Raw genomic sequence first — 19,379 nt, forward strand, 5'->3', positions numbered from 1 at the left:
ACATATACTTTGCTAAAGCAGCTTCGGAAGAAGCTGATCCTGTTGCGGCGAGCGGTTCTCAGACTATTAGGCTCCTTTCTCTGGAGTACTTTTAATGAGCCTATCCCGCATTGATTCAGGCAGCCTTGCGCTCTTGCCTCAATCAAATCCGCCAACTAATGAGCTGAACCTGGCGACGTCGATCGCTCAGTCGGACCTGCCGGCTGATGAGGTTAAGACAAACGCTGACGCAGAACTGGCCACATTGCTGGCTGACAAGCACCAGGACGATTGGCGGGGGCAAAAACTGTCGCCACAGACGTCGGTCGGCAAATGGCTGGACCTTTTTATTCAGTCGTGGAACACGCCGCCCGTGCAGGCTTGGGTAAAGGCGCACAATTTCGTGATGCCTAGGTTTCACATCGTCGGCTCCACCCTGACGGTTACATCGCTCGTAGGCGACAAAGAAAAAACCACCACGTTTACCCCTTCTGACGGAACCGGTTGGTGGCCGATAGGGCAGCAGGTCATTGCCAGTGCTGCCATGCTTGATCCGCAAGGGAAGGGCCTGAGCGGTAACCCTGGAACCCACCTTCAGCCCTCTGAGATCGCGGCGTTCTACGGCCTGAATTGGCCGATCAGCCAGGCCGATGCCGAACAACTCAACGCCAACGGTTTTCCAGTCAAGCGCGTGAGAGAAGATCCCATGCGCTCACCTGAAATACGCAAGCTGGCAGCGCGTGAGTTTATGGATGTAGAAAATGAAACCGCACTGATAAAGACGCTGCTCGGTAAAGTCCAAGACAAACCAGACGATGAGCAGATCGACCTGAGTACGATTTTGCAGGGCATAAAACCAGGGTCGTCACTCGCCATCGCCAATCGGGCGGGGCTCAAACTACTACAGCCCCTGATGCGTGACCCCATGATGGCGTCTATCTTGCGCGCTTACCGGACCGACTCGAATGCTCAAGTTCGGCTAGTGGATGGGCAGCTGTTTATAAACGCCTACGGCAAACTTGACGCGTGGCGTAACGTGACGGCAACCGTTCTGACCCATCCAAATCTGGCGGAAATACTCAACAGGGCCATCCAGCACTCGGAAAAAAGTGCAAAAATCATCAGCTCTCAATCAAGCACTGACGTATGGCAGCTGCTTCGGTTTGCAACCGAGAACGAATTGCCGGCCACCCTTTCTGTCAGCGAGTTGCGCAATGTTTTGAACTGGAAGCTCAACCCACTGGCGCCGCAACCGTCACTGGGCAGCCATGCCCGAAGTTATCTTGGGGATAAGCAATCACCTGATTCCCTGAGCGCCGAGCAACGCATCAGAGTACGCCGCACAGCGCCCGAAACCAGCATACCGCCGAAGTTGACGCTGCTCGATTGTTCACCCCAACCATGGGTAGGCAAGAGCCCGGCACACATACGCGAGAATGCCGATGAGCTGATTACCCAAGCATTGACTCAAGGCGCTGGATTGGGCCGTTGCGAACCCATTCTTACTGCGTTGAAAGACGATCCGTTATCTGCAACCGGCGATGCTTCGCCAAGCTATCGCAAACAGATGATCATCACCCGTGATCTGCTGGTGATTGATCCAACGCTGGGTACGCAACGTAATCATATTGCCGGCTACAATCTGTATTCAGCCTCGAACACAGGAAAAACGCTGGTGCAGGTGCGTACTGAGCTTGAACAGTACATCGCCAAAGAAAAGCAGTTGCCCCTCGAGCAAGCAATAGTCGTCACACATGCTTTATTAGCGACTGCTGCTCCCGAGTTCTTGGTAAAGGGGGCGGATACAGTACAGGTGGGGACGTTGTCACTGGTAAACCTGCGCGTTCAAACCGCGCTGGTGGAAATGGCATCCCAAGGCAGTTCACGCCTGATGAGCGCACAACAGCTTGGCTCACGCGCCTTGCTGACACCGCTATCGCCTGAGCACAAGCAATTGCAAGCAATGGAAAGTGCAGGGCCTATTTACGACTGGGCCTTGGCCCAAGGGGTGGTGACCGACAGGGATGACTACTCACCCTCGGCACTCAACACCGCGCTGACTGCTTACACTCAACGCCTGGCCGACAGCCGTTTAATGGCGACTGATTTTGACAGGGCCAAGTCAGCGCTTAAAACCCGTGTTGAAGCGGGCGAGCAGGAGTTGGCGAGGGTGTGCCCTGGCTTTAGTAAGTTTCTCAATAAGCCAACGGTTTTGTTTGACCCAGCGTCGTCAATTGTCAGCAGCCGGATAGTTGATTTTGTTGCCAGCACGGCCAGTAACGCATTGGGTGGGCCTCAAGGGACGGCATTCGAGCTTGCCGCCGGGCCTTGCTCCATCAGAGACCTCTATTTATCAGGCCAGTTGACGGCTGGAAATTTAAACTCAAAAAAATGGACATTTATTGATCCACTGGATAAAGCGGTATTTGAGATATTAAAAATCAAGCTCGCGCAGTTGAAGCCGGTGCACGAAGTGTTTCATCACCCCTTCATGCTCGCAACGTTCAGCCTTGCGAGCGCGAGCGTCACCGCGACGAAAATGCTGATGAGCGATATGCCTGTCGAAGATAGACGGCGGTTGGAATTTGGTGAGGTCACCGTCTATGGGGCTTCAATGTCTCAGCGGCCCGAGAAGGGTGAGCTTACTCAAGAGCAGGCCCAGCAAAAAATAGGACCTATTCTATTTGTCAAAGATGCATCGGGCGCCAAGTGTTATGAGTTGTTCCCGTTGACTAATCAATACGTAGAACGCCCAGCGTTGTGCGCGTCGATGAGCAGCCTGAGCGAGTTGTATAATAAAAACGCCTTAAAGGATTGGCCCATCCTGCGCAAAAGTGACCATCCTTCACTGCCGGTTGATATTCAAACCAGCTGGCACTTCGAACCTGCGCCACAGAGTCAGGGCCTACCCGGCGATTTACCTAATACTTATTCATCGAGTCGGACAAACGAAATCTTGAAGGTGCTGGCGGACGAGCATTTGCTTGTCAACCCCAGGTTCCTGCTGACGCAGGCCGCAGGCTTGACGTACAACGAGGCGTTTCAGCAGCGCTTGGATGCCATGGATACCTTTGTCATCAATACCTTGATTCCGTTCAAAGGCAATATTGAAGAGCTCGCGTCGGGCAACCGTCGGCGCATGATCATCGGTGGTTTCGGGCTGGGCGTGGAAATTATAGGCGCTCTGTTCGTGGTCTACGGTGCTTTCAATGGCATAGCAAAGGGCGCCTCGGTAGCGACCAAACTTGCAGCGCTTGGTAACGCAGCGCTATCGATGTTCAATCTTCCGGGGGCGGTTACGGGCACCGCGAAGTCTTTATTTCGACTCACCTCAGCCGGCGTCACTGGCGTGGGCGCGGTAGTGCCTAAAGCATTGGGTAAAGGGCTGGTTAATCTTAGAAAGTTGGCAGGTGGCGGTGGTAAAAATACCCAGAGTTTAATCAGGCTATCGCCAAACGGGGCAGTGCCCAAAGAGGCCATTGATCTACTCGGGAACACCGGCTTGATCAACACGACTTATGGCACGAACGATATTATCCAGCAATCACCGCCGACGGTGTCGTCGGGCAGTACTATTTCCCTGGCAACATAGATAATCACGACGATTGCTTCGAGCAGGGAGGCTCATCACTGGCCGGTATATTCAGAGACTGCGCGCAACACATAAGGCAAAAAATCGCCTGGATGCGCCCCACCAGAGGGTTGGGCAGCGAACTGAAATGTGTACACATGAATGCTTAGAAGCGTTCGGACAATTCCGATTTTGAGGGCGGAGGGCGGTTTTCAGAATGCGCTCACCTTCAAACTGGAGAATGTTCATGGGTTTAATTAACGTCGATGCAGGACAACGTTCGCACAGTGAATCGTTTTTCGGCACCCACGCCAACGTTTACGGGGACGAGCTCCCCAATCCGCAGGTGACCGTTCTGCCGGATTCATCCGCTCATAACCTCAATTTGCCGACGCAACCCTTTGGGTTGGATTCGTCGGTGAGTGTGCAAAAAAAAGCTGACGATGAACTGGCCAAATTTATGGCCGACGTGCACGCCGACAGCGGATTGTGGCGGCCGCTGTCGGCAGACACATCGGTCGGCAAGTGGCTGGGCCGTTTCAACCAGTCGTGGGGAACGCCTGCAATACGGGCCTGGATGAAGGCGCAACATTTCGTGCCTCGCTCGCTTCGTCTACACGGCAGCACGCTGACAGCACAATCGATCGTGGACGGCAAAGTCACCCATCGCACGTTTACGCCGTCAGACGGGTCTGGTTGGTGGCCGCTAGGGCGACAGGCCATTGCCAGCGCTGCCGTACTTGACCCGCAACAGTCAGGCTTGGTCGGCGGCTCCCGGGCTGTTCTCTGGCCGGAAAACGTCATGGCGTTCTACGGCGCAACCTGGCCTCTCAACAATGCGCAGGCGGGCCAACTCAGGATCAGCGGTTTCCCCGCAGTGGGGGTGACGGATGACCCCCTGCGCTCCCCAGACGTTCGGGAACTGGCATCGCGCGAGTTCATGGGCACAGAGCAAGAAGCCGCGCTGATAAAGCAATTGCTCGGCGTCATCAAGGACAAGCCTGGCGATGAGCAAATCGATTTAGGCATGATTGTTCAGGCCATTACGCCAGGGTCCTCATTCGCCTTTGCCAATAAGTCAAAACCCCAACTGTTGAAGAACCTGAGGGACCATCCCTACCTGCTGCCTATCTTGCGAACGTGCGAAGCGGATTGGAACGCTCAAGTTCGGCTGGTAGATGGGCAGTTGTTTATCAAGAGCCGTGGTCGCCTCGGGCAATGGAACAACGTGACCGCGCACGTAAGAGCCAAGGCGGATCTGGTCCCCCTTCTTGATAACGCTATCGAACAGGCGAAAACGACCGGTAATATCATCAATTCAGGCGCAAAAGCTGACGCGCAGCAGCTGCTGCGCTTTGCCGGGATGGACGAGTTGCCTGCCAAGGTCAGTGCCTTGGAGCTGCACAACGTGCTGAACTGGAAACTCAACCCGCTGCCGCCAGGGTCGGAATTGGGCAGCTATGCCCGAGACTTTCTGACGGACCCGCAATCCCCAGCGTCCCTGAGCGATGGGCAACGTATCAGAGTACGCCGGACAGCGCCCGACGCCAGCATACCGCCGAAGTTGACGGTGCTCGATTGTTCGCCCAAACCATGGGCAGGCAAGCGCTCGGAGTACATACGCGAGAATGCCGACGAGCTCATTACCCAGGCGCTGACTCAAGGCGCAGGACTGAGGCGTTGTGAACCCATTCTTACGGCATTAAAAGACGATCCATCCGATGCGACCGGGGAGGCTTCGCCAAGCTATCGCAAACAGATGATCATGACCCGTGATTTGCTCGTCATAGACCCCACGCTGGGTGCGCAACGCAATCATATTGCTGGCTACAACCTGTATTCAGCGTCCAATACCGGAAAAACACTCTTCGAGGTGCGTACTGAGCTTGAACAGCACCTGGTCAAAGAGAAGAAGCTGCCCCTTGAGCAAGCGATATTGGTCACACATGCGTTGTTGGCGACCGCGGCTCCCGAGTTTCTGGTAAAGGGGGCAGATAAAGTACGTGTGGGGACGTTGCCACTTGTCAGCCTTCGCGTTCAAACCGCACTGGTGGAAATGGCTTCCCAAGGCAGTTCGCGCCTGATGAGCGCTGAACAGCTCGGCTCACGCGCCCTCCTGACGCCTCTCTCAACTGAACACGAACAACTGCAAGCAATGGAAAATGCAGGGCCTATTTACGATTGGGCCCTGGCACAAGGGGTGGTGACCGACAGGGATGATTACTCGCCTGCGGCACTCAAGGCCGCGCTGACTGCTTACAGTGACCGCCTGGAAGACAGCAGCATAATGGCGACTAATATTGATACCGCCAAACCACTCCTTAAAACCCGTTTTGAAGCGGGCGAAAAAGAGCTGGAGAGGGTGGCGCCCGGCTTTAGTACGTTTCTGAATAAACCAACGGTTATAGTTGAGACGAGTTCGTTACTTTCTTCCGGGGGGATCGATTTGTTTGCGGACACGCTCAGTCAATGGTTAGGCGGGTCCGGAGGGACTGCACTCGCGCAAGCCGCAGGACCGGCTTCCCTCAAGGACTTATATCTGTCAGGCGCATTGACGGCTGAAAATATAAACACCAAAGCGTGGAAATTTGTTGATCCTCTGGATAAACAGCTATTTGAGACGTTAAAAACAAAACTCATGGGCCTGAAGCCGATCCACGATGTGTTTCATCATCCCTTCAGTCGTGGGATGGTCAACTTTGCAAGTGCAAACTTCATTGCAACCAAGATGCTGATTAGCGAAATGCCTGTAGAAGACAGAAGGCGGTTGGCGTTTGGTGAGGTCACCGTCTATGGCGCCTCGACTCAAGACGGTGATCTCACTCAAGAACAGGCCCAGGAAAAAATAGGGCCTATTTTATTCCTCAAGGACGCGGCGGGCGCCAACGTGTATGAGTTGCTCCTCAGGACGCAAGAGTACGTGGAGCGCCCGGATCTGATTGACGCCATGAAGCACATGAGCGATTCAGGTACCAACGCCTTTGGGTACATCATGCGCCAGCGCAGTAACCCGACGCTGCCGGTTGATATTGACGTCAAAGGGCACTTTCCAGCCGTAAAGAATCGGGCCCTCTCAGGGGACTTGCCGAATACCTATTCGTCGAAACGGACAACTGACCTTCTTAAGGTGTTGCGAGAGGAGGACGTGCTTGTCAACCAGCAGTTTATGCTGAATCAAGCATTAGGCGTGACGTATAACGAGGCCATTCAGCAGCGTTTGGATGCCATCGATAGCTTTATTATCAATACCCTAATCCCGTTCAAAGGCAATATTGAAGAGATTTCGTCAGGCGACCGCCGTCGCGTTGCCATGGGCGCTATCGGGCTAGGCGTGGAGACTGTAGGCGCTCTGTTCGTGGTGTCCGGTGCTGTCAGCGGCGTCGCCAAGGGCGCCGCAATAGCGTCCAAACTTTCAACTATTGGTAAGACAGTGCTATCGATGCTTAATCTTCCTGGGGCAGTTGTCGGCACAACGAAATCGATCATTCGCCTCAGTGCAATGGGCGTCAGAAGTGTGGGGGTGGGGACGCCTAAAATAGTGGCGAAAGGACTCGCCACGCTCAAAAACGTGATGGGTGGTAGCCGTAAAGGTACCCAGGGTTTAATCAGGACGTCACCAACGTTGAGCGCCCTTAAAGAGGGTAAAACGTTATTGGAGAACACCAGTTTACTCAATACCATTAATGGCACGGTTGATTTTTTCCAGCAGTCGCCGCCAACGGTGTCAGTCGCCAGTGTTGTTCCGCTGACAACTTAAACAGTAAGGTTTTTTTGTTCGAGCAGGGATGCTCACCCTTAACCCGTTTAAACGGGGCACGCTGCGCCACACCGACAATCGTCGAACGTCTGCAACACCGAACCCAAAGGGTTCATCTCATGACCTTCCAAGAAATCATCAGCAAAAAAAAGCCCCGCGACCGAATGGACCGCAGGGCTAAAGATTGGCTGGATGCGACCAACCAAAGGAGCTCTTTACATCACTTGCTGCTGGCGACGACCGTGTCCGGCTGCCAGCCGCCACCGAGGGCCTTGTAGATCGCGACAATCCCGCGATACAAGTCCACTTCGGCCTGGGCCTGGGAGTCTTCAGCGGCCAGACGCTCACGTTGCGCGTCGAGCAGCACCAGGAAGTCCACCGTGCCTTCGCGATAACGGATCGCCGCAAGGTCGGCAGCCGCGCGACTGGACTCACTTTGGCGGATCAGCGAGACCAGGCGCTGCTGGCGTTTGCCGTAATCACTGAAGGCATTTTCCGACTCTTCCAACGCCAGCAACACCTGCTGCTCATAGGTCGCCAGGGCGCCATCGGCTTCAGCGTTCGCGCCGCGCAAACGTGCGCGCACGCTGCCCAGGTCAAACGCCGCCCAGGTAATGCTCGGGCCCAGGGACCAGGCATTCGCTGCGGCCGAGCCGATCTGCGAACCGCGCCCGGCGGTAAAGCCGAGGAAACCGCTGAGGCTGACCCGTGGGAACAGGTCAGCCTTGGCCACGCCGATACGCGCGGTGGCGGCGGCCAGTTTGCGTTCAGCGCTGAGAATGTCCGGGCGCCGTTGCAGCAGTTGCCCCGGGTCACCGATCGGCAACGCCTTGGCAATCGCCGGCAGGTCTTTGGGGCTCAGGTCCACGGTGAGCTTGTCGGGGCGCTGGCCGAGGAGGGTGGCGATGCGGTTACGTTCGCGCACTTGCTCGGCCTGCAGTTGCGGCACGCTGGCTTCAACGGCGGCCAGACGCGCATCGGCGCGTTCCACATCGAGCTGATCACCGACGCCGGCATCACGCAGGCTGACGGTAATAGTGCGCGATTCCTGCTGGTTCTTCAGGTTGTCCAGGGCAATGCGTTCACGCAACTGCGCACCGCGCAGCTGGCCGTAGGCGTCCACCAGTTCGGCAATCATGGTGACTTGCAGTTGATACAGATCAGCTTCGGCCACCTGCTGGTCAGCATCGCTGGCTTCCAGGTTGCGGCGAATGCGGCCGAACAAATCCACTTCCCAGGCCATGTCCAGGCCCAGGTCGTAGCGCTCGCTGTTCACGCGTTTGGTGGTCTGGCCCGGAATCTGGCCTTTGCCCACGTCGCTGCTGGCACGGCTGGTGACCACCGGCATGATGTCGTTGGCTGCGTCATCGCGAATGGCGCGGGCCGCTCGCAGACGGGCAAACGCCACACGCAAGTCACGGTTACCGTTCAACGACTGGGTCACCAGTTGGTCGAGGGTCGGGTCGTCGAACTGCTGCCACCAGATGCCTTCGTACTTGGCGTGGTCATAACTTTTGGTGTCGGCGGCGGCCGTGATGTTGGCCGCCTCCAATTGCTCGGTTTTGTAGTCCGGGCCGACGGCACAGGCGCTCAGCGCCAGGACCAGCAAGCTAGGCAGAAAAACTTTCACACTCATTGCTGTGTCTCCAGCTTCAAGGCCTTGGCCGCTTTGCGCGCTTCGCCGCGCTCCACATAGCGACGGATCAATACGTAGAACACTGGCGTCAGCAGCAGACCGAAGAAGGTCACGCCGATCATCCCGGAGAACACCGCTACGCCCATGGCATGGCGCATCTCGGCACCGGCACCGCTGGACAACACCAGTGGCACCACACCCATGATGAAGGCGAACGAGGTCATCAAGATCGGCCGCAGACGCAGACGGCAGGCTTCCAGTACCGCAGCGAGCGGGTCGAGGCCTTCTTGCTGTTTGTCCTTGGCGAACTCGACGATCAGAATCGCGTTCTTACACGCCAGGCCTACCAGTACGATCAAGCCGATCTGCGTGAAGATGTTGTTGTCGCCGCCCGAGATAATCACCCCGGTAATGGCCGACAGCAGCGTCATCGGTACGATCAGGATCACCGCCAGTGGCAGGCTCCAGCTTTCGTATTGGGCGGCCAGTACCAGGAACGCCAGCAGTACGCAGAGCGGGAACACGAACAGCGCGGTGTTGCCCGAGAGGATTTGCTGATAGGTCAGGTCAGTCCACTCGTAGGTCATGCCGTTGGGCAGTTCCTCTTTCAACAGTTTTTCAATCGCAGCCTGGGCCTGGCCGGAGCTGTAGCCCGGTGCGGCGTTGCCGTTGATTTCAGCGGTGATAAAGCCGTTGTAGTGCATCACGCGGTCCGGCCCCGAGGTGTCGCTGACCTTGATAAAGGTCGCCAGCGGGATCATCTCGCCTTTGTTGTTACGCACTTTCAGCTGGCCGATCTGGTCTTCATCCTGGCGGAACTGTTGCTCAGCCTGCACGTTGACTTGATAGGTACGGCCGAAGCGGTTGAAGTCGTTGGCATACAACGAACCCAGGTAGATCTGCAGGGTGTCGAAGATGTCGCTGACCGCCACGCCGTGGGTCTTGGCTTTTTCGCGGTCGATGGCAGCATCGACCTGGGGCACGTTGACCGTGTAGCTGGTGAACAGGCCGAACAGCTCAGGTACGCCACGGCTCTTGGTGATGATGTTCTGCACTTCTTTGTACAGCTCGTCGTACCCCAGGTTGCCACGGTCTTCGACCTGCAGGCGGAAGCCGCCAATCGTTCCCAGGCCCTGTACCGGCGGCGGAGGGAAGATCGCCATGTAGGCTTCCTCGATACTGCTGTACTTGCCGTTCAGTGCACCGGCAATCGCGCCTGCCGACAGGCTCGGGTCTTTACGCTCATCGAACGGCTTTAAGGTCACGAACACGATGCCGTTGTTCGGGCTATTGGTAAAACCGTTGATCGACAAGCCGGGGAAGGCGATAGCGCTTTCCACGCCGGGCTGTTTCATGGCGATGTCGGACATGCGCTTGATCACATCTTCGGTACGGTCCAGGCTCGCGGCGTCCGGCAATTGCGCGAAGGCCACCAGGTACTGCTTGTCCTGGGCCGGTACGAAACCGGTCGGCGTGTGAGCAAAGCCCAGCCAGGTCAAAACCATCAGGCCAGCGTAAAGGAACAGTGCAATGCCACTGCCGCGAATCACCCGGCGCACAGTACCGACGTAACCATGGCTGGCTTTGTCGAAGAAGCGGTTGAACGGTTTGAACAACCAGCCACCCAGCATCTTGTCGAGGAACCTGGAGAAGCCGTCCTTCGGTGCGTTGTGACCTTTAAGCAGTACCGCAGCCAGTGCGGGCGACAAGGTCAGCGAGTTGAACGCCGAAATTACCGTCGAGATCGCAATCGTCAAGGCGAACTGCTTATAGAACTGCCCGGTCAAGCCACTGATAAAGGCCGCCGGAATGAACACCGCGCACAGTACCAACGCGGTCGCGATGATCGGGCCGGTCACTTCGCTAATGGCCTTTTCAGTGGCCGGGAACGGCTCCAGTCCCAATTCAATGTTGCGCTCGACGTTCTCCACCACCACGATGGCGTCGTCCACCACGATGCCGATGGCCAATACCAAGCCGAACAGCGACAGCGCATTGAGTGAGAAGCCGAACAGGTGCATCACCGCAAACGTACCGATCAACGATACCGGCACCGCCACCAATGGAATGATCGAGGCGCGCCAGGTTTGCAGGAACAGGATCACCACCAACACTACCAGGATCAGCGCTTCGAACAGGGTGTGAACCACGGCCTCGATGGAGCCGCGCACGAAGACGGTCGGGTCATAGGCGATGCGGTAATCCATGCCTTGCGGGAAGCTCTGTTTGAGCTCCGCCATCTTGGCGCGCACTTCATTGGAGATGTCGATGGCGTTGGAGCCAGGGCGCTGAAAGATCGGGATCGCCACGGCCGGCTGGTTATCGATCAACGAACGCAGGGCGTATTGGCTGGAACCCAACTCCACCCGCGCAATGTCCTTCAGGCGCGTGATTTCGCCGTTAGCGCCGGCACGAACCACGATATTTTCGAACTCTTCCTCAGTGACCAGGCGGCCCTGGGTATTGACCGACAGTTGGAAGCTGGTGTCACTGGGGGCAGGCTGCGCGCCCAATGCCCCAGCCGCCACCTGGCGGTTCTGTTCGCGAATGGCCGTCACCACATCGGTGGCGGTCAGGTTGCGCGAGGCCGTCTTGTTCGGGTCCAGCCACACACGCAGGGAGTAGTCGCCCATGCCGAACAACTGCACATCGCCCACACCGCCCAGGCGTGCCAACTCATCTTTGATATTGAGGATGGCGTAGTTGGACAGGTAGAGCATGTTGTAGCGCTGGTCGGGGGAGGTGATGTGCACCACCATGGTCAGGTCAGGGGAGGCCTTGTCCACGGTGATACCGATGCGGGTCACTTCCTCAGGCAGTTTCGGCTGAGTGCGCGTCACACGGTTCTGGACCTGCACCTGCGCGTTATCCAGGTCAGTGCCCAGGGCGAAGGTGATGGTCAGGGTCAGCTTGCCGTCGGCGGTCGACTGCGAGGACATGTACAGCATGTTCTCGACGCCGGTGATGGCTTGCTCCAACGGAGCGGCCACGGTTTCACCGATGACTTTAGGGTTGGCGCCCGGGAAGTTGGCACGTACCACGACCGTTGGCGGCACCACTTCCGGGTATTCGCTGATCGGCAGTTGGAACAGCGAGATTGCACCCGCGATCAGGATCAACAGCGACAGCACCGCTGCGAAGATCGGCCGCGAAATGAAGAACTTGGAAAAATTCATCTTGAGTTGTATCCCTTAACCGCGTGGAGTCGCGACGCTGGCAACTTTTGGCGCGGCTTTATCCGGCGCCACTTGCTCTAGGTTGCTGGCTTCAAGCGCTTGTCGTTGTTGTGCCAAGGCGGCGAGGGTTTCCTTGCTGGCCATCGGGATGGTTTCCGGTGTAACCGGCGACCCCGGACGAATGCGCTGCAGGCCCTTCACGACGATGGTGTCGTCCTTGTTCAAACCGCTGCGCACGATGCGCAAGCCTTCGATCTTCGGCCCCAGTTCCACCGAGCGGTACGCCGGCTTGTCGCCGTCCATCACCAGCACGAACTTCTTGCCAAGGTCAGTGCCGACGGCTTCGTCGTTGATCAGCACGGCGGAGTAGGTGCCGCTGCCGACCAGCTTCAAGCGCGCATACAGGCCTGGGGTGTATTCGCCTTTGCTGTTATCGAACACGGCGCGACCACGGATGGTGCCGGTGGCCGGGTTGACCTGGTTGTCGATGAAGTTCATCTGGCCCAAGTGCGGGTTGCCGGTTTCATTCGACAGGCCCAGGTACACGGGCGTGGTCGCGCCACGGCGGCCTTCGCGCGCCAGTTGGGTGTACTTGAGGTACACGCGCTCGTCGGCGTCGAAGTAGGCGTAGACCTTGTCGGTGGAGACCACGCTGGTCAGCGCGGTGACGTCGGCGGTGACCAAGTTGCCGGCGGTGATTTCGGCACGGCTGACGCGGCCACTGATCGGCGAGGTCACGCGGGTAAAGCTCAGGTTCAACTTGGCCAGGTCCAACTGCGCCTGAATCCCGGCGACAGCGGCGCGAGCTTCCTGGGCGGCGGTGGTGCGCGAGTCGGCCAGTTCGGCGGAAATCGCATTGCTCTGACGCAGGCGGTCGCCCCGTTGCGCTTCGTTATCGCTACGGGTGGCGGCGGCTTTGGTTTGGGCAAGCTGGGCTTCGAGGCGGCGCACTTCAGCCTGGAACGGACGCGGGTCGATCTGGAACAACACATCGCCTTTCTTCACCAAGGCGCCTTCGGTGAAGGCCACCTGGTCGATCTGGCCGGACACGCGCGGACGAATCTGCACGGTCTCCGGCGCTTCCAGGCGACCGGTGAATTCATCCCACTCGTTGACCGGTTGTTCGAGCACCTTGGCCACACTGATCTTCGCAGGGGGCATGGCGGCCGCTTGTTCCGGGCTCTTGCCGCACGCGCTCATCACCACTACGGCCAAGATCGCCAAGGGGAAGCGCAAATGTTTGAGTGACTGTTCCATGAGGTGCATCCGCCGATGTATTTGAGATGGGCGGATCATGCGCGGCGGGGTGCTATGTCACGAATCGAATGAAACAAAGGTAACTATCATTCGGAATGATATAAGCGTGGGATTAGCCCTCTAGAATGCGGGTTTCGTTAGGGTGCTATCAATGGGAGTGATGACAAAAGACTGTTGCGCAGGGTGCAAGAAGCTAGCCTTGATCTTGGGTAGGCGCTTTTAGTGCACAGAGAACGACGGGGCGTGGTGGGTAAACGCTCCGTTAATTCGCTTAGGCCGTCCTGTCACGCGACAGAGTTTTCGTGAGTGCTTCACTGCGCGTGCTGGCAGGGTATTGGTCAAGGGCATCAATCAGTAGCAGGTCTGGCCTGAATTCGCAGGGTTGCTATTCGAGTGCCTTCGCCTCGTGGACCGGTCTTTATTGAGTTGTTCAAGCAGCCTGCTCTTACCCATCCCAGCCTCGTCCAGCACCACGATCGGGCCATCTTTGGGTTCCAGACTTGAATACGGTCGTTCAGTCGCCTCGCCTGTGGTGGTCTGGAGCAGCATTCTCGGGATGAAGGGGCGTGTCACTACCAACTTTGCGCCGAAAGAAGTGATGTGAATGATCGAGCGGTTTTGGACGAACGAAGTCTGCCTGACTCAAGAGGTGAGTTTTTCCGTGTGCAGGGTAGGCCTGCACAGGTCTTGCTTCAAGCACTGGGCGTGCAGTCACCCCAGCAACGCCGCACGCATCCCCGCCAGTTTGATACAGGTTTCCTCGTATTCGCAGGCCGGGTCGGAATGCTCGACAATGCCGCACCCGGCGAACAGGCGGGCCTGGTTGCCGTGCAACAGGGCGCTGCGCAGGCCGACGATAAATTCACCATTGCCTTGGGCATCCAGCCACCCCAGTGGCGCGGCATACCAGCCGCGGTCAAAGCCCTCGAACTCGCGGATATGTTCCAGCGCCTGCTGGCGTTCATGGCCGCCGACGGCGGGTGTCGGGTGCAGGATCGACACCATTTTCAGCAAACTGCACTGCGGTCGCAGCGGGCCTTCGATCAGCGTGGCCAGGTGCTGCACGCGGCTGAGGCGCTTGATGTGCGGCGCGGCAGGCAGGTGCAACGGCTGCACCCAGGGCGCCAAGTCGCGTTGAATGATCTGCACCACCACCGCGTGTTCGTGCTGGTTCTTCTCGCAGTCGAGCAGCGCTTGCGCCAGGTGCGCATCCTGCTCGGGGTTGGGGTCGCGACGGGCGGTGCCCGCCAGCGCCAGGGTTTGTAAGTGGCCGTCGTGCAGTTTCACCAGGCGTTCGGGCGAGGCACCGATAAAGCACGCTTGCTTTCGCCGGAAGGCAAACAGGTAGGCGCTGGGGTCGTTGCTCGCCAAGGCGGCCAAGGTGCGCCCGGCACTGATCGGCTGGGAAAACTCGCTGAGCACTTCGCGCGCCAGCACCACTTTTTTCAACGGCGTGTCGCGTAGCACGTCCAGGGCCTGGGCGATTTTGCTTTCCCAGCAGGCGCGCGGCAGGCTGTGGTCGCGGGTGTGATGCAGCGCCGCCGTGGCGCGAGGGCCGGACACGTAGCGGTCCATCAGCACGTTCCATTCGTGCAACACGTGCTCGCAGCAGCGCTGCGCATCATCGTCGGGCTCGATCCGCTGTTGGCACAGCAGCCAGCAGGCATCGCCGTCGCGCACCAGCAGCAGGGTCATTAATAGCAGTGATGCATCGCCGAAGCCGTGCCAGGCACTGCTGGCCGAGACTTGATGATCAAAGCGAAAGCCGCCGCACACCGCCGGCGCCCGTGGGCCATGGCTCACCGCATGTTCCAGCCAGTGCCGCCATTGCGCGTCCACCGAGGCAAAACGCTGCTCGCCGCTGGCGCTGAGTTGCGCCGCCACGCCCCAGCCAAACAGGCTTTTGTCGTCTTCCGGTGCGCGCCAGAACAAGCATTGCGCGTCTGGCTGGTCGACGCTGGCGAACAGCTCCAGCAGGTCCAACGTCGGCACGTTCATCGAGTAACTGGCCAGCACCGCTTCGCCGTGTTCGATAGCTCGCTGGCGGGCGCACTCAAACACTTCGGTCAGCCCGGCGGCATGGCCCTCCAGCTGCGCAACGGCCTTCATGCTGGTGCTCTCGTTGCGCGCCAGTGCAACACTTGCTGGCCGATGTACCAATGGATGATTTGGGCGAACAGGGTTTCCATGAAGTGCGGGTCCAACCCGGCCTGTTCGGCCCATTCGCGGCGTTGCGCCAGCATCTGGGCCACGCGTTCGGGCGCGGCGATGCTGCTTTCGGTCGGTTTGAAGCGTGCAGCGGCTTTGACGTAAGCCATGCGTTGACGCATGAGTTCGATGATCTGGTGGTCCAGTGAATCGATGGCGTAACGGATGTCCGGCAGGCCATCACAGGCGTCGGGTGTTTTCATCAACAGGTTTCCTTCAGGGCGGGCGATAGGGTCAGCAGCGTCGCGGCGATGGCGTCGATGAGCGCCTGGCGCTGCTCGATCAGGTAAAAGTGTTCGCCGTGCCAGCGCTGCAGGTGCAGTGGCTGGCGGCTGGCGGCTTGCCAGGCCGTGGCTTCATCCAGTTCGATTTCCGTGTCTTGTTCGGGGTAGAACACCTCGATGCGGCTGTTAAGTGGCCGTGGTTGCGGGCAGTGGTAGGTTTCAACGATGCGGTAGTCATTGCGCAGGCCTGGCAGGAACAGTTCGCACAGGGCCGGGTCGTCGAGTAAAGGGTTAGGCTGCTCGGACAGGCGCCGTACATCGTCGAGCAACCCCGCGTCTGGCCCCAGGTGCAACTGCCCGCCGCGCTGGCGATGCGGCGCCGGGTGGGCGGACACGAACAGGTGGTCGACGGCGATTGCGCGTTGCTCCAGGCGCGCAGCCACTTCATACGCCACCACCGCGCCCAGGCTATGGCCGAACAACGCCAGCGGCCGGTCGGCGTAATCCTGTAATGCATGGGCGGCGCCGTCGGCCAGGCGTTGCATGTCGGCCAGGCAGGGCTCGCTGAAACGGTCTTCGCGGCCCGGGTACTGGATGGCCAACAGGTCGATATCGGCGGGCAGGGCGCTGACCCAGTCGCGAAAGAAACTCGCACTGCCGCCGGCATGCGCGAAACACACTAGGCGCCAGCGCGGCATCGGTGTAAGCCGGTAAGCCCGAACCCAGCGGTTCACGACGCGGCACTCTCTAGCCAGGCATCGCGCAGGCGTTCGCGCAGGTGCTTGCGGCTGATTTTGCCGACGCCGGTGTGCGGGAACTGCGCGACGAATTCAATCCGGTCCGGCACCTTGAACGCCGCCAGCCCCTGGCCGCGTAAATGTTGCTTGAGCGCGAAGGCCGACGGCGCCGGGTCGCGGGCGACAATAAAGGCGCAGGTGGATTCGCCGAGCACCGCATCGGGCATCGCCACCAACGCGGCGTCATGCACCAGGGGATGGCTGATCAGCAGGTTTTCCACTTCTTCGGCGGCGACTTTTTCACCGCCCCGGTTGATCTGGTCCTTGTCGCGACCTTCGACCACCAGGTACCCCTCGGCGGTGCGCCGCACCCGGTCACCGCTGCGATAGAAACCGTCGGCGGTGAACGCCTTGGCGTTGTGCTCGGGCAGGCGGTAGTAGCCGCGAATGGTGTACGGCCCGCGCACGTGCAACTCGCCGACTTCACCCTCAGGCACCGGTTGGCCCTGTTCATCAACAATGCGTATTTCATCGTCGGCACTCAGTGGGCGGCCTTGGGTATGCAGCAGGTGGTCGGGGTGGTCATCCAGGCGGGTAAAACACAGCAAGCCTTCAGCCATGCCCAGCACTTGTTGCAAGGTGCAGCCCAGCGTCGGTGTGACGCGTGCGGCGGCGGTGCTGAGCAGTTTCGCGCCGCCGACTTGCAGCAGGCGCAGGCTCGACAGGTCGGCCTGACGCTGGGCTTGGGCGTCGAGCCACAGCATCGCCAGCGGCGGCACCAGCGCGGTGACGGTGACGCGCTGTTCGCTGATCAGTGCGAAACAACTTTCAGGGTCACTACGACGCGTGCACACCACGCGCCCACCAGCCAGCAACGTACCGATCACGCCCGGGCAGCACAGGGTGAAGTTGTGCGCCATGGGCAGGGCGGTGAGGTACACCGTATGCGCATCCAGGCCGCAGACCGCGCTGCTGGCGCGCACGTTATAGAGGTATTCGGCGTGGCGGCGCGGGATCAACTTGGGCGTGCCGGTGGTGCCGCCTGACAGCTGAAAACACGCCACCGCGTCGGCGCGACCGGCGTCCAGTTCCAGCGGTTCACGGTTATACAACGCGCTCAACGCGGTAAATTCCTGCGCGTCGCCATCAATCACCACCTGGCGCAAATGTGGGTTGGCCGCGACTAATTGGCGCGCCATCTGGCGGCAATCAAAACCGTCGAGTTGAGCACAGCCGATATAGGTCGAGGCCTGGGCAAAGCTGCAAAAGCCGCCGATTTCGTGCTGGCGGTGGGCGGGCAGGGCGAGGATCGGCCGGGCGCCGAGGCGGAACAATGCAAAGCACACCTCGATAAACGCGCTGCCGTTGGGTAAGTGCACCACCACGTTGTCGCCCGCTTCAATACCCAGCCCACGCAAACCAGCGGCCAGCCGTCGGCAGCGCTCTACCAGGCTGCGGTAGTTGAGGTGCAAGGGGCCGTCGGTGATCGCGATGGCCGATGGGCTGCGTGCAGCCACGGCATCCAAGGCTTGGGCGAAGGTCTGGTCTTGCCAATAACCGGCCTGGCGGTAGCGTTCGGCGAATGCGGCGGGCCACTCGGGCGCGTCGCCAAAGGTGTCTGAATCGCGTGCGCAGGTGTGCAATGACATGGAATCCCCTATTTGTAGAAATAAATGGCTACAAATGCCTAAATGAGATCTATTATCATTGTCTTTTGCCGACAGCTTCTCAACGCCAAGGCTTTCGGCCCCGTGACTTTTTCATTAGATGAAATACACAGTGGCTTTAAACAGGGAGGTTTACGCTTTAAAAGCCTCCTCCTCATTCAGGTCAGGCCCGCGTAATGGCCTTAAGGATCAAGGGAAAACCCAATGACTATTACGATCATCGCCCCCAGCCACCAAGAGACGCCGGCCGAGCCCAAGGGCAACCAACCCGGCACGGTCTACCTGGAACCGCACATGACCTTGGTCACCGGCACGCTGTGGTCACAGAGCGAAAGCTGGGTTGAAGACCCGCTGGAACGCGGCCTCAAGCTGATCCTGGTGCAGAGTGGCGAGCTGTCGTGCCGCATCCCCGGGCACAGCGAGCAATCGATCAAGGGCCCCAGTTTGTGCACCATCGTCAATGACGGCGAGTTCACCTCGTCGCAGATCTACGGCACTTCCACGCCGTTGCGCTACACCATCGTGCAACTGGACCTGGAATCCCTCGACCGCCACCTGGGCATGGCCCCGCGCAAGCTATTGACCAGCAGCGGCGGCGACCCGTACATGATGGTGCGCCCTGCGCCGCGGGCGATGCAGGCACTGGCCACGCAGATTGCAACGTGCCCGATGCAGGGCCCGAGCCGCTCGTTGTACCTGGGCGGCAAGGCGTTGGAATTGACCGCGTTGAGCGCGCAATTCCTGCTCGGTGAACGCGGGCAGCCGGAACAAAAACTGCGTATCACCTCCTCGGACGTGGAGCGCGTGCATGCCGCACGCGACCGCTTGGTGCGCTCGCTGCTGGAACCGCCGAGCCTCAACGCCCTGGCCAGCCACGTGGGCATGAGCCCGCGCAAACTCACGGCAGGCTTTCGCAAAGTGTTCGGTACCAGTGTGTTCGGCTACCTGCACGAACATCGCCTCAGTGAAGCCCACCGGATGCTCAGTGACGAGGAGAGCAACGTTTCCACCGTCGCTTATGGCGTGGGCTTCAGCCCGGCACATTTTTCCATCGCCTTCCGTAAACGCTACGGCGTGTCGCCCAGCGAGATCCGTTAAACGCCGGCCGGTGTCTCTGAATCGAATGAAAAGGCCCGTGTATCTAAAGCCCTGAGCGCTTTCTGAAAA

At 59.0% G+C, this 19,379-nt stretch carries 10 protein-coding genes; 3 read left to right on the forward strand and 7 right to left on the reverse strand.

Annotated features, from left to right (window positions below; all coding sequences use genetic code 11):
* Positions 1-94: 94 nt before the first annotated feature.
* Together ACI77I_RS11925 and ACI77I_RS11930 are read left to right on the forward strand one after the other, a co-directional pair.
* The gene (locus tag ACI77I_RS11925) at positions 95-3,571 is read left to right on the forward strand and encodes a hypothetical protein (protein WP_406997601.1); all 3,477 of its coding nucleotides are present in this window, start codon (positions 95-97) and stop codon (positions 3,569-3,571) included.
* Between the two features lie 226 nt (positions 3,572-3,797).
* Positions 3,798-7,307, forward strand: coding sequence for a hypothetical protein (locus ACI77I_RS11930; RefSeq protein WP_406997602.1), 3,510 nt, complete (start codon positions 3,798-3,800; stop codon positions 7,305-7,307).
* 220 nt (positions 7,308-7,527) lie between these two features.
* On the opposite strand, the gene ACI77I_RS11935 is transcribed toward ACI77I_RS11930, so the two are convergent.
* From ACI77I_RS11935 to ACI77I_RS11965, 7 genes are all read right to left on the reverse strand, one after another.
* Positions 7,528-8,943, reverse strand: a complete 1,416-nt coding sequence (locus tag ACI77I_RS11935) for an efflux transporter outer membrane subunit (RefSeq protein WP_406997603.1) — start codon at positions 8,941-8,943, stop codon at positions 7,528-7,530.
* Positions 8,940-12,119: an efflux RND transporter permease subunit gene (locus tag ACI77I_RS11940; protein ID WP_406997604.1), complete on the reverse strand. Its 3,180-nt coding sequence runs from the start codon at positions 12,117-12,119 to the stop codon at positions 8,940-8,942. Before ACI77I_RS11940 ends, ACI77I_RS11935 begins: the two co-directional genes overlap by 4 nt.
* Before the next feature lie 15 nt (positions 12,120-12,134).
* Positions 12,135-13,376: a multidrug efflux RND transporter periplasmic adaptor subunit MexE gene (gene mexE, locus ACI77I_RS11945; RefSeq protein WP_094951153.1), complete on the reverse strand. Its 1,242-nt coding sequence runs from the start codon at positions 13,374-13,376 to the stop codon at positions 12,135-12,137.
* A gap of 711 nt (positions 13,377-14,087) precedes the next feature.
* Entirely contained in the window at positions 14,088-15,485 is a 1,398-nt protein-coding gene (locus ACI77I_RS11950) for an isochorismate synthase (protein WP_094951138.1), read from the reverse strand.
* Complete coding sequence (locus tag ACI77I_RS11955; RefSeq protein ID WP_094951139.1) at positions 15,482-15,787, reverse strand: isochorismate lyase; 306 nt, start codon at positions 15,785-15,787, stop codon at positions 15,482-15,484. The genes ACI77I_RS11950 and ACI77I_RS11955 overlap by 4 nt, the downstream gene beginning before the upstream one ends.
* Positions 15,787-16,542 (reverse strand): thioesterase II family protein, encoded by a 756-nt coding sequence (locus tag ACI77I_RS11960; RefSeq protein ID WP_406997605.1) that lies wholly within the window; start codon positions 16,540-16,542, stop codon positions 15,787-15,789. The genes ACI77I_RS11955 and ACI77I_RS11960 overlap by 1 nt, the downstream gene beginning before the upstream one ends.
* Positions 16,539-18,194: a (2,3-dihydroxybenzoyl)adenylate synthase gene (locus tag ACI77I_RS11965; RefSeq protein WP_406997606.1), complete on the reverse strand. Its 1,656-nt coding sequence runs from the start codon at positions 18,192-18,194 to the stop codon at positions 16,539-16,541. The genes ACI77I_RS11960 and ACI77I_RS11965 overlap by 4 nt, the downstream gene beginning before the upstream one ends.
* A gap of 222 nt (positions 18,195-18,416) precedes the next feature.
* Here ACI77I_RS11965 and ACI77I_RS11970 point away from each other — a divergent pair, with 222 nt between their 5' ends.
* Positions 18,417-19,310, forward strand: coding sequence for a helix-turn-helix transcriptional regulator (locus ACI77I_RS11970; RefSeq protein WP_406997607.1), 894 nt, complete (start codon positions 18,417-18,419; stop codon positions 19,308-19,310).
* The last annotated feature ends 69 nt before the right edge of the window (positions 19,311-19,379 follow it).

Origin of the sequence: Pseudomonas sp. D47, assembly GCF_045447305.1 — a bacterium.
Classification (GTDB): Bacteria; Pseudomonadota; Gammaproteobacteria; order Pseudomonadales; family Pseudomonadaceae; genus Aquipseudomonas.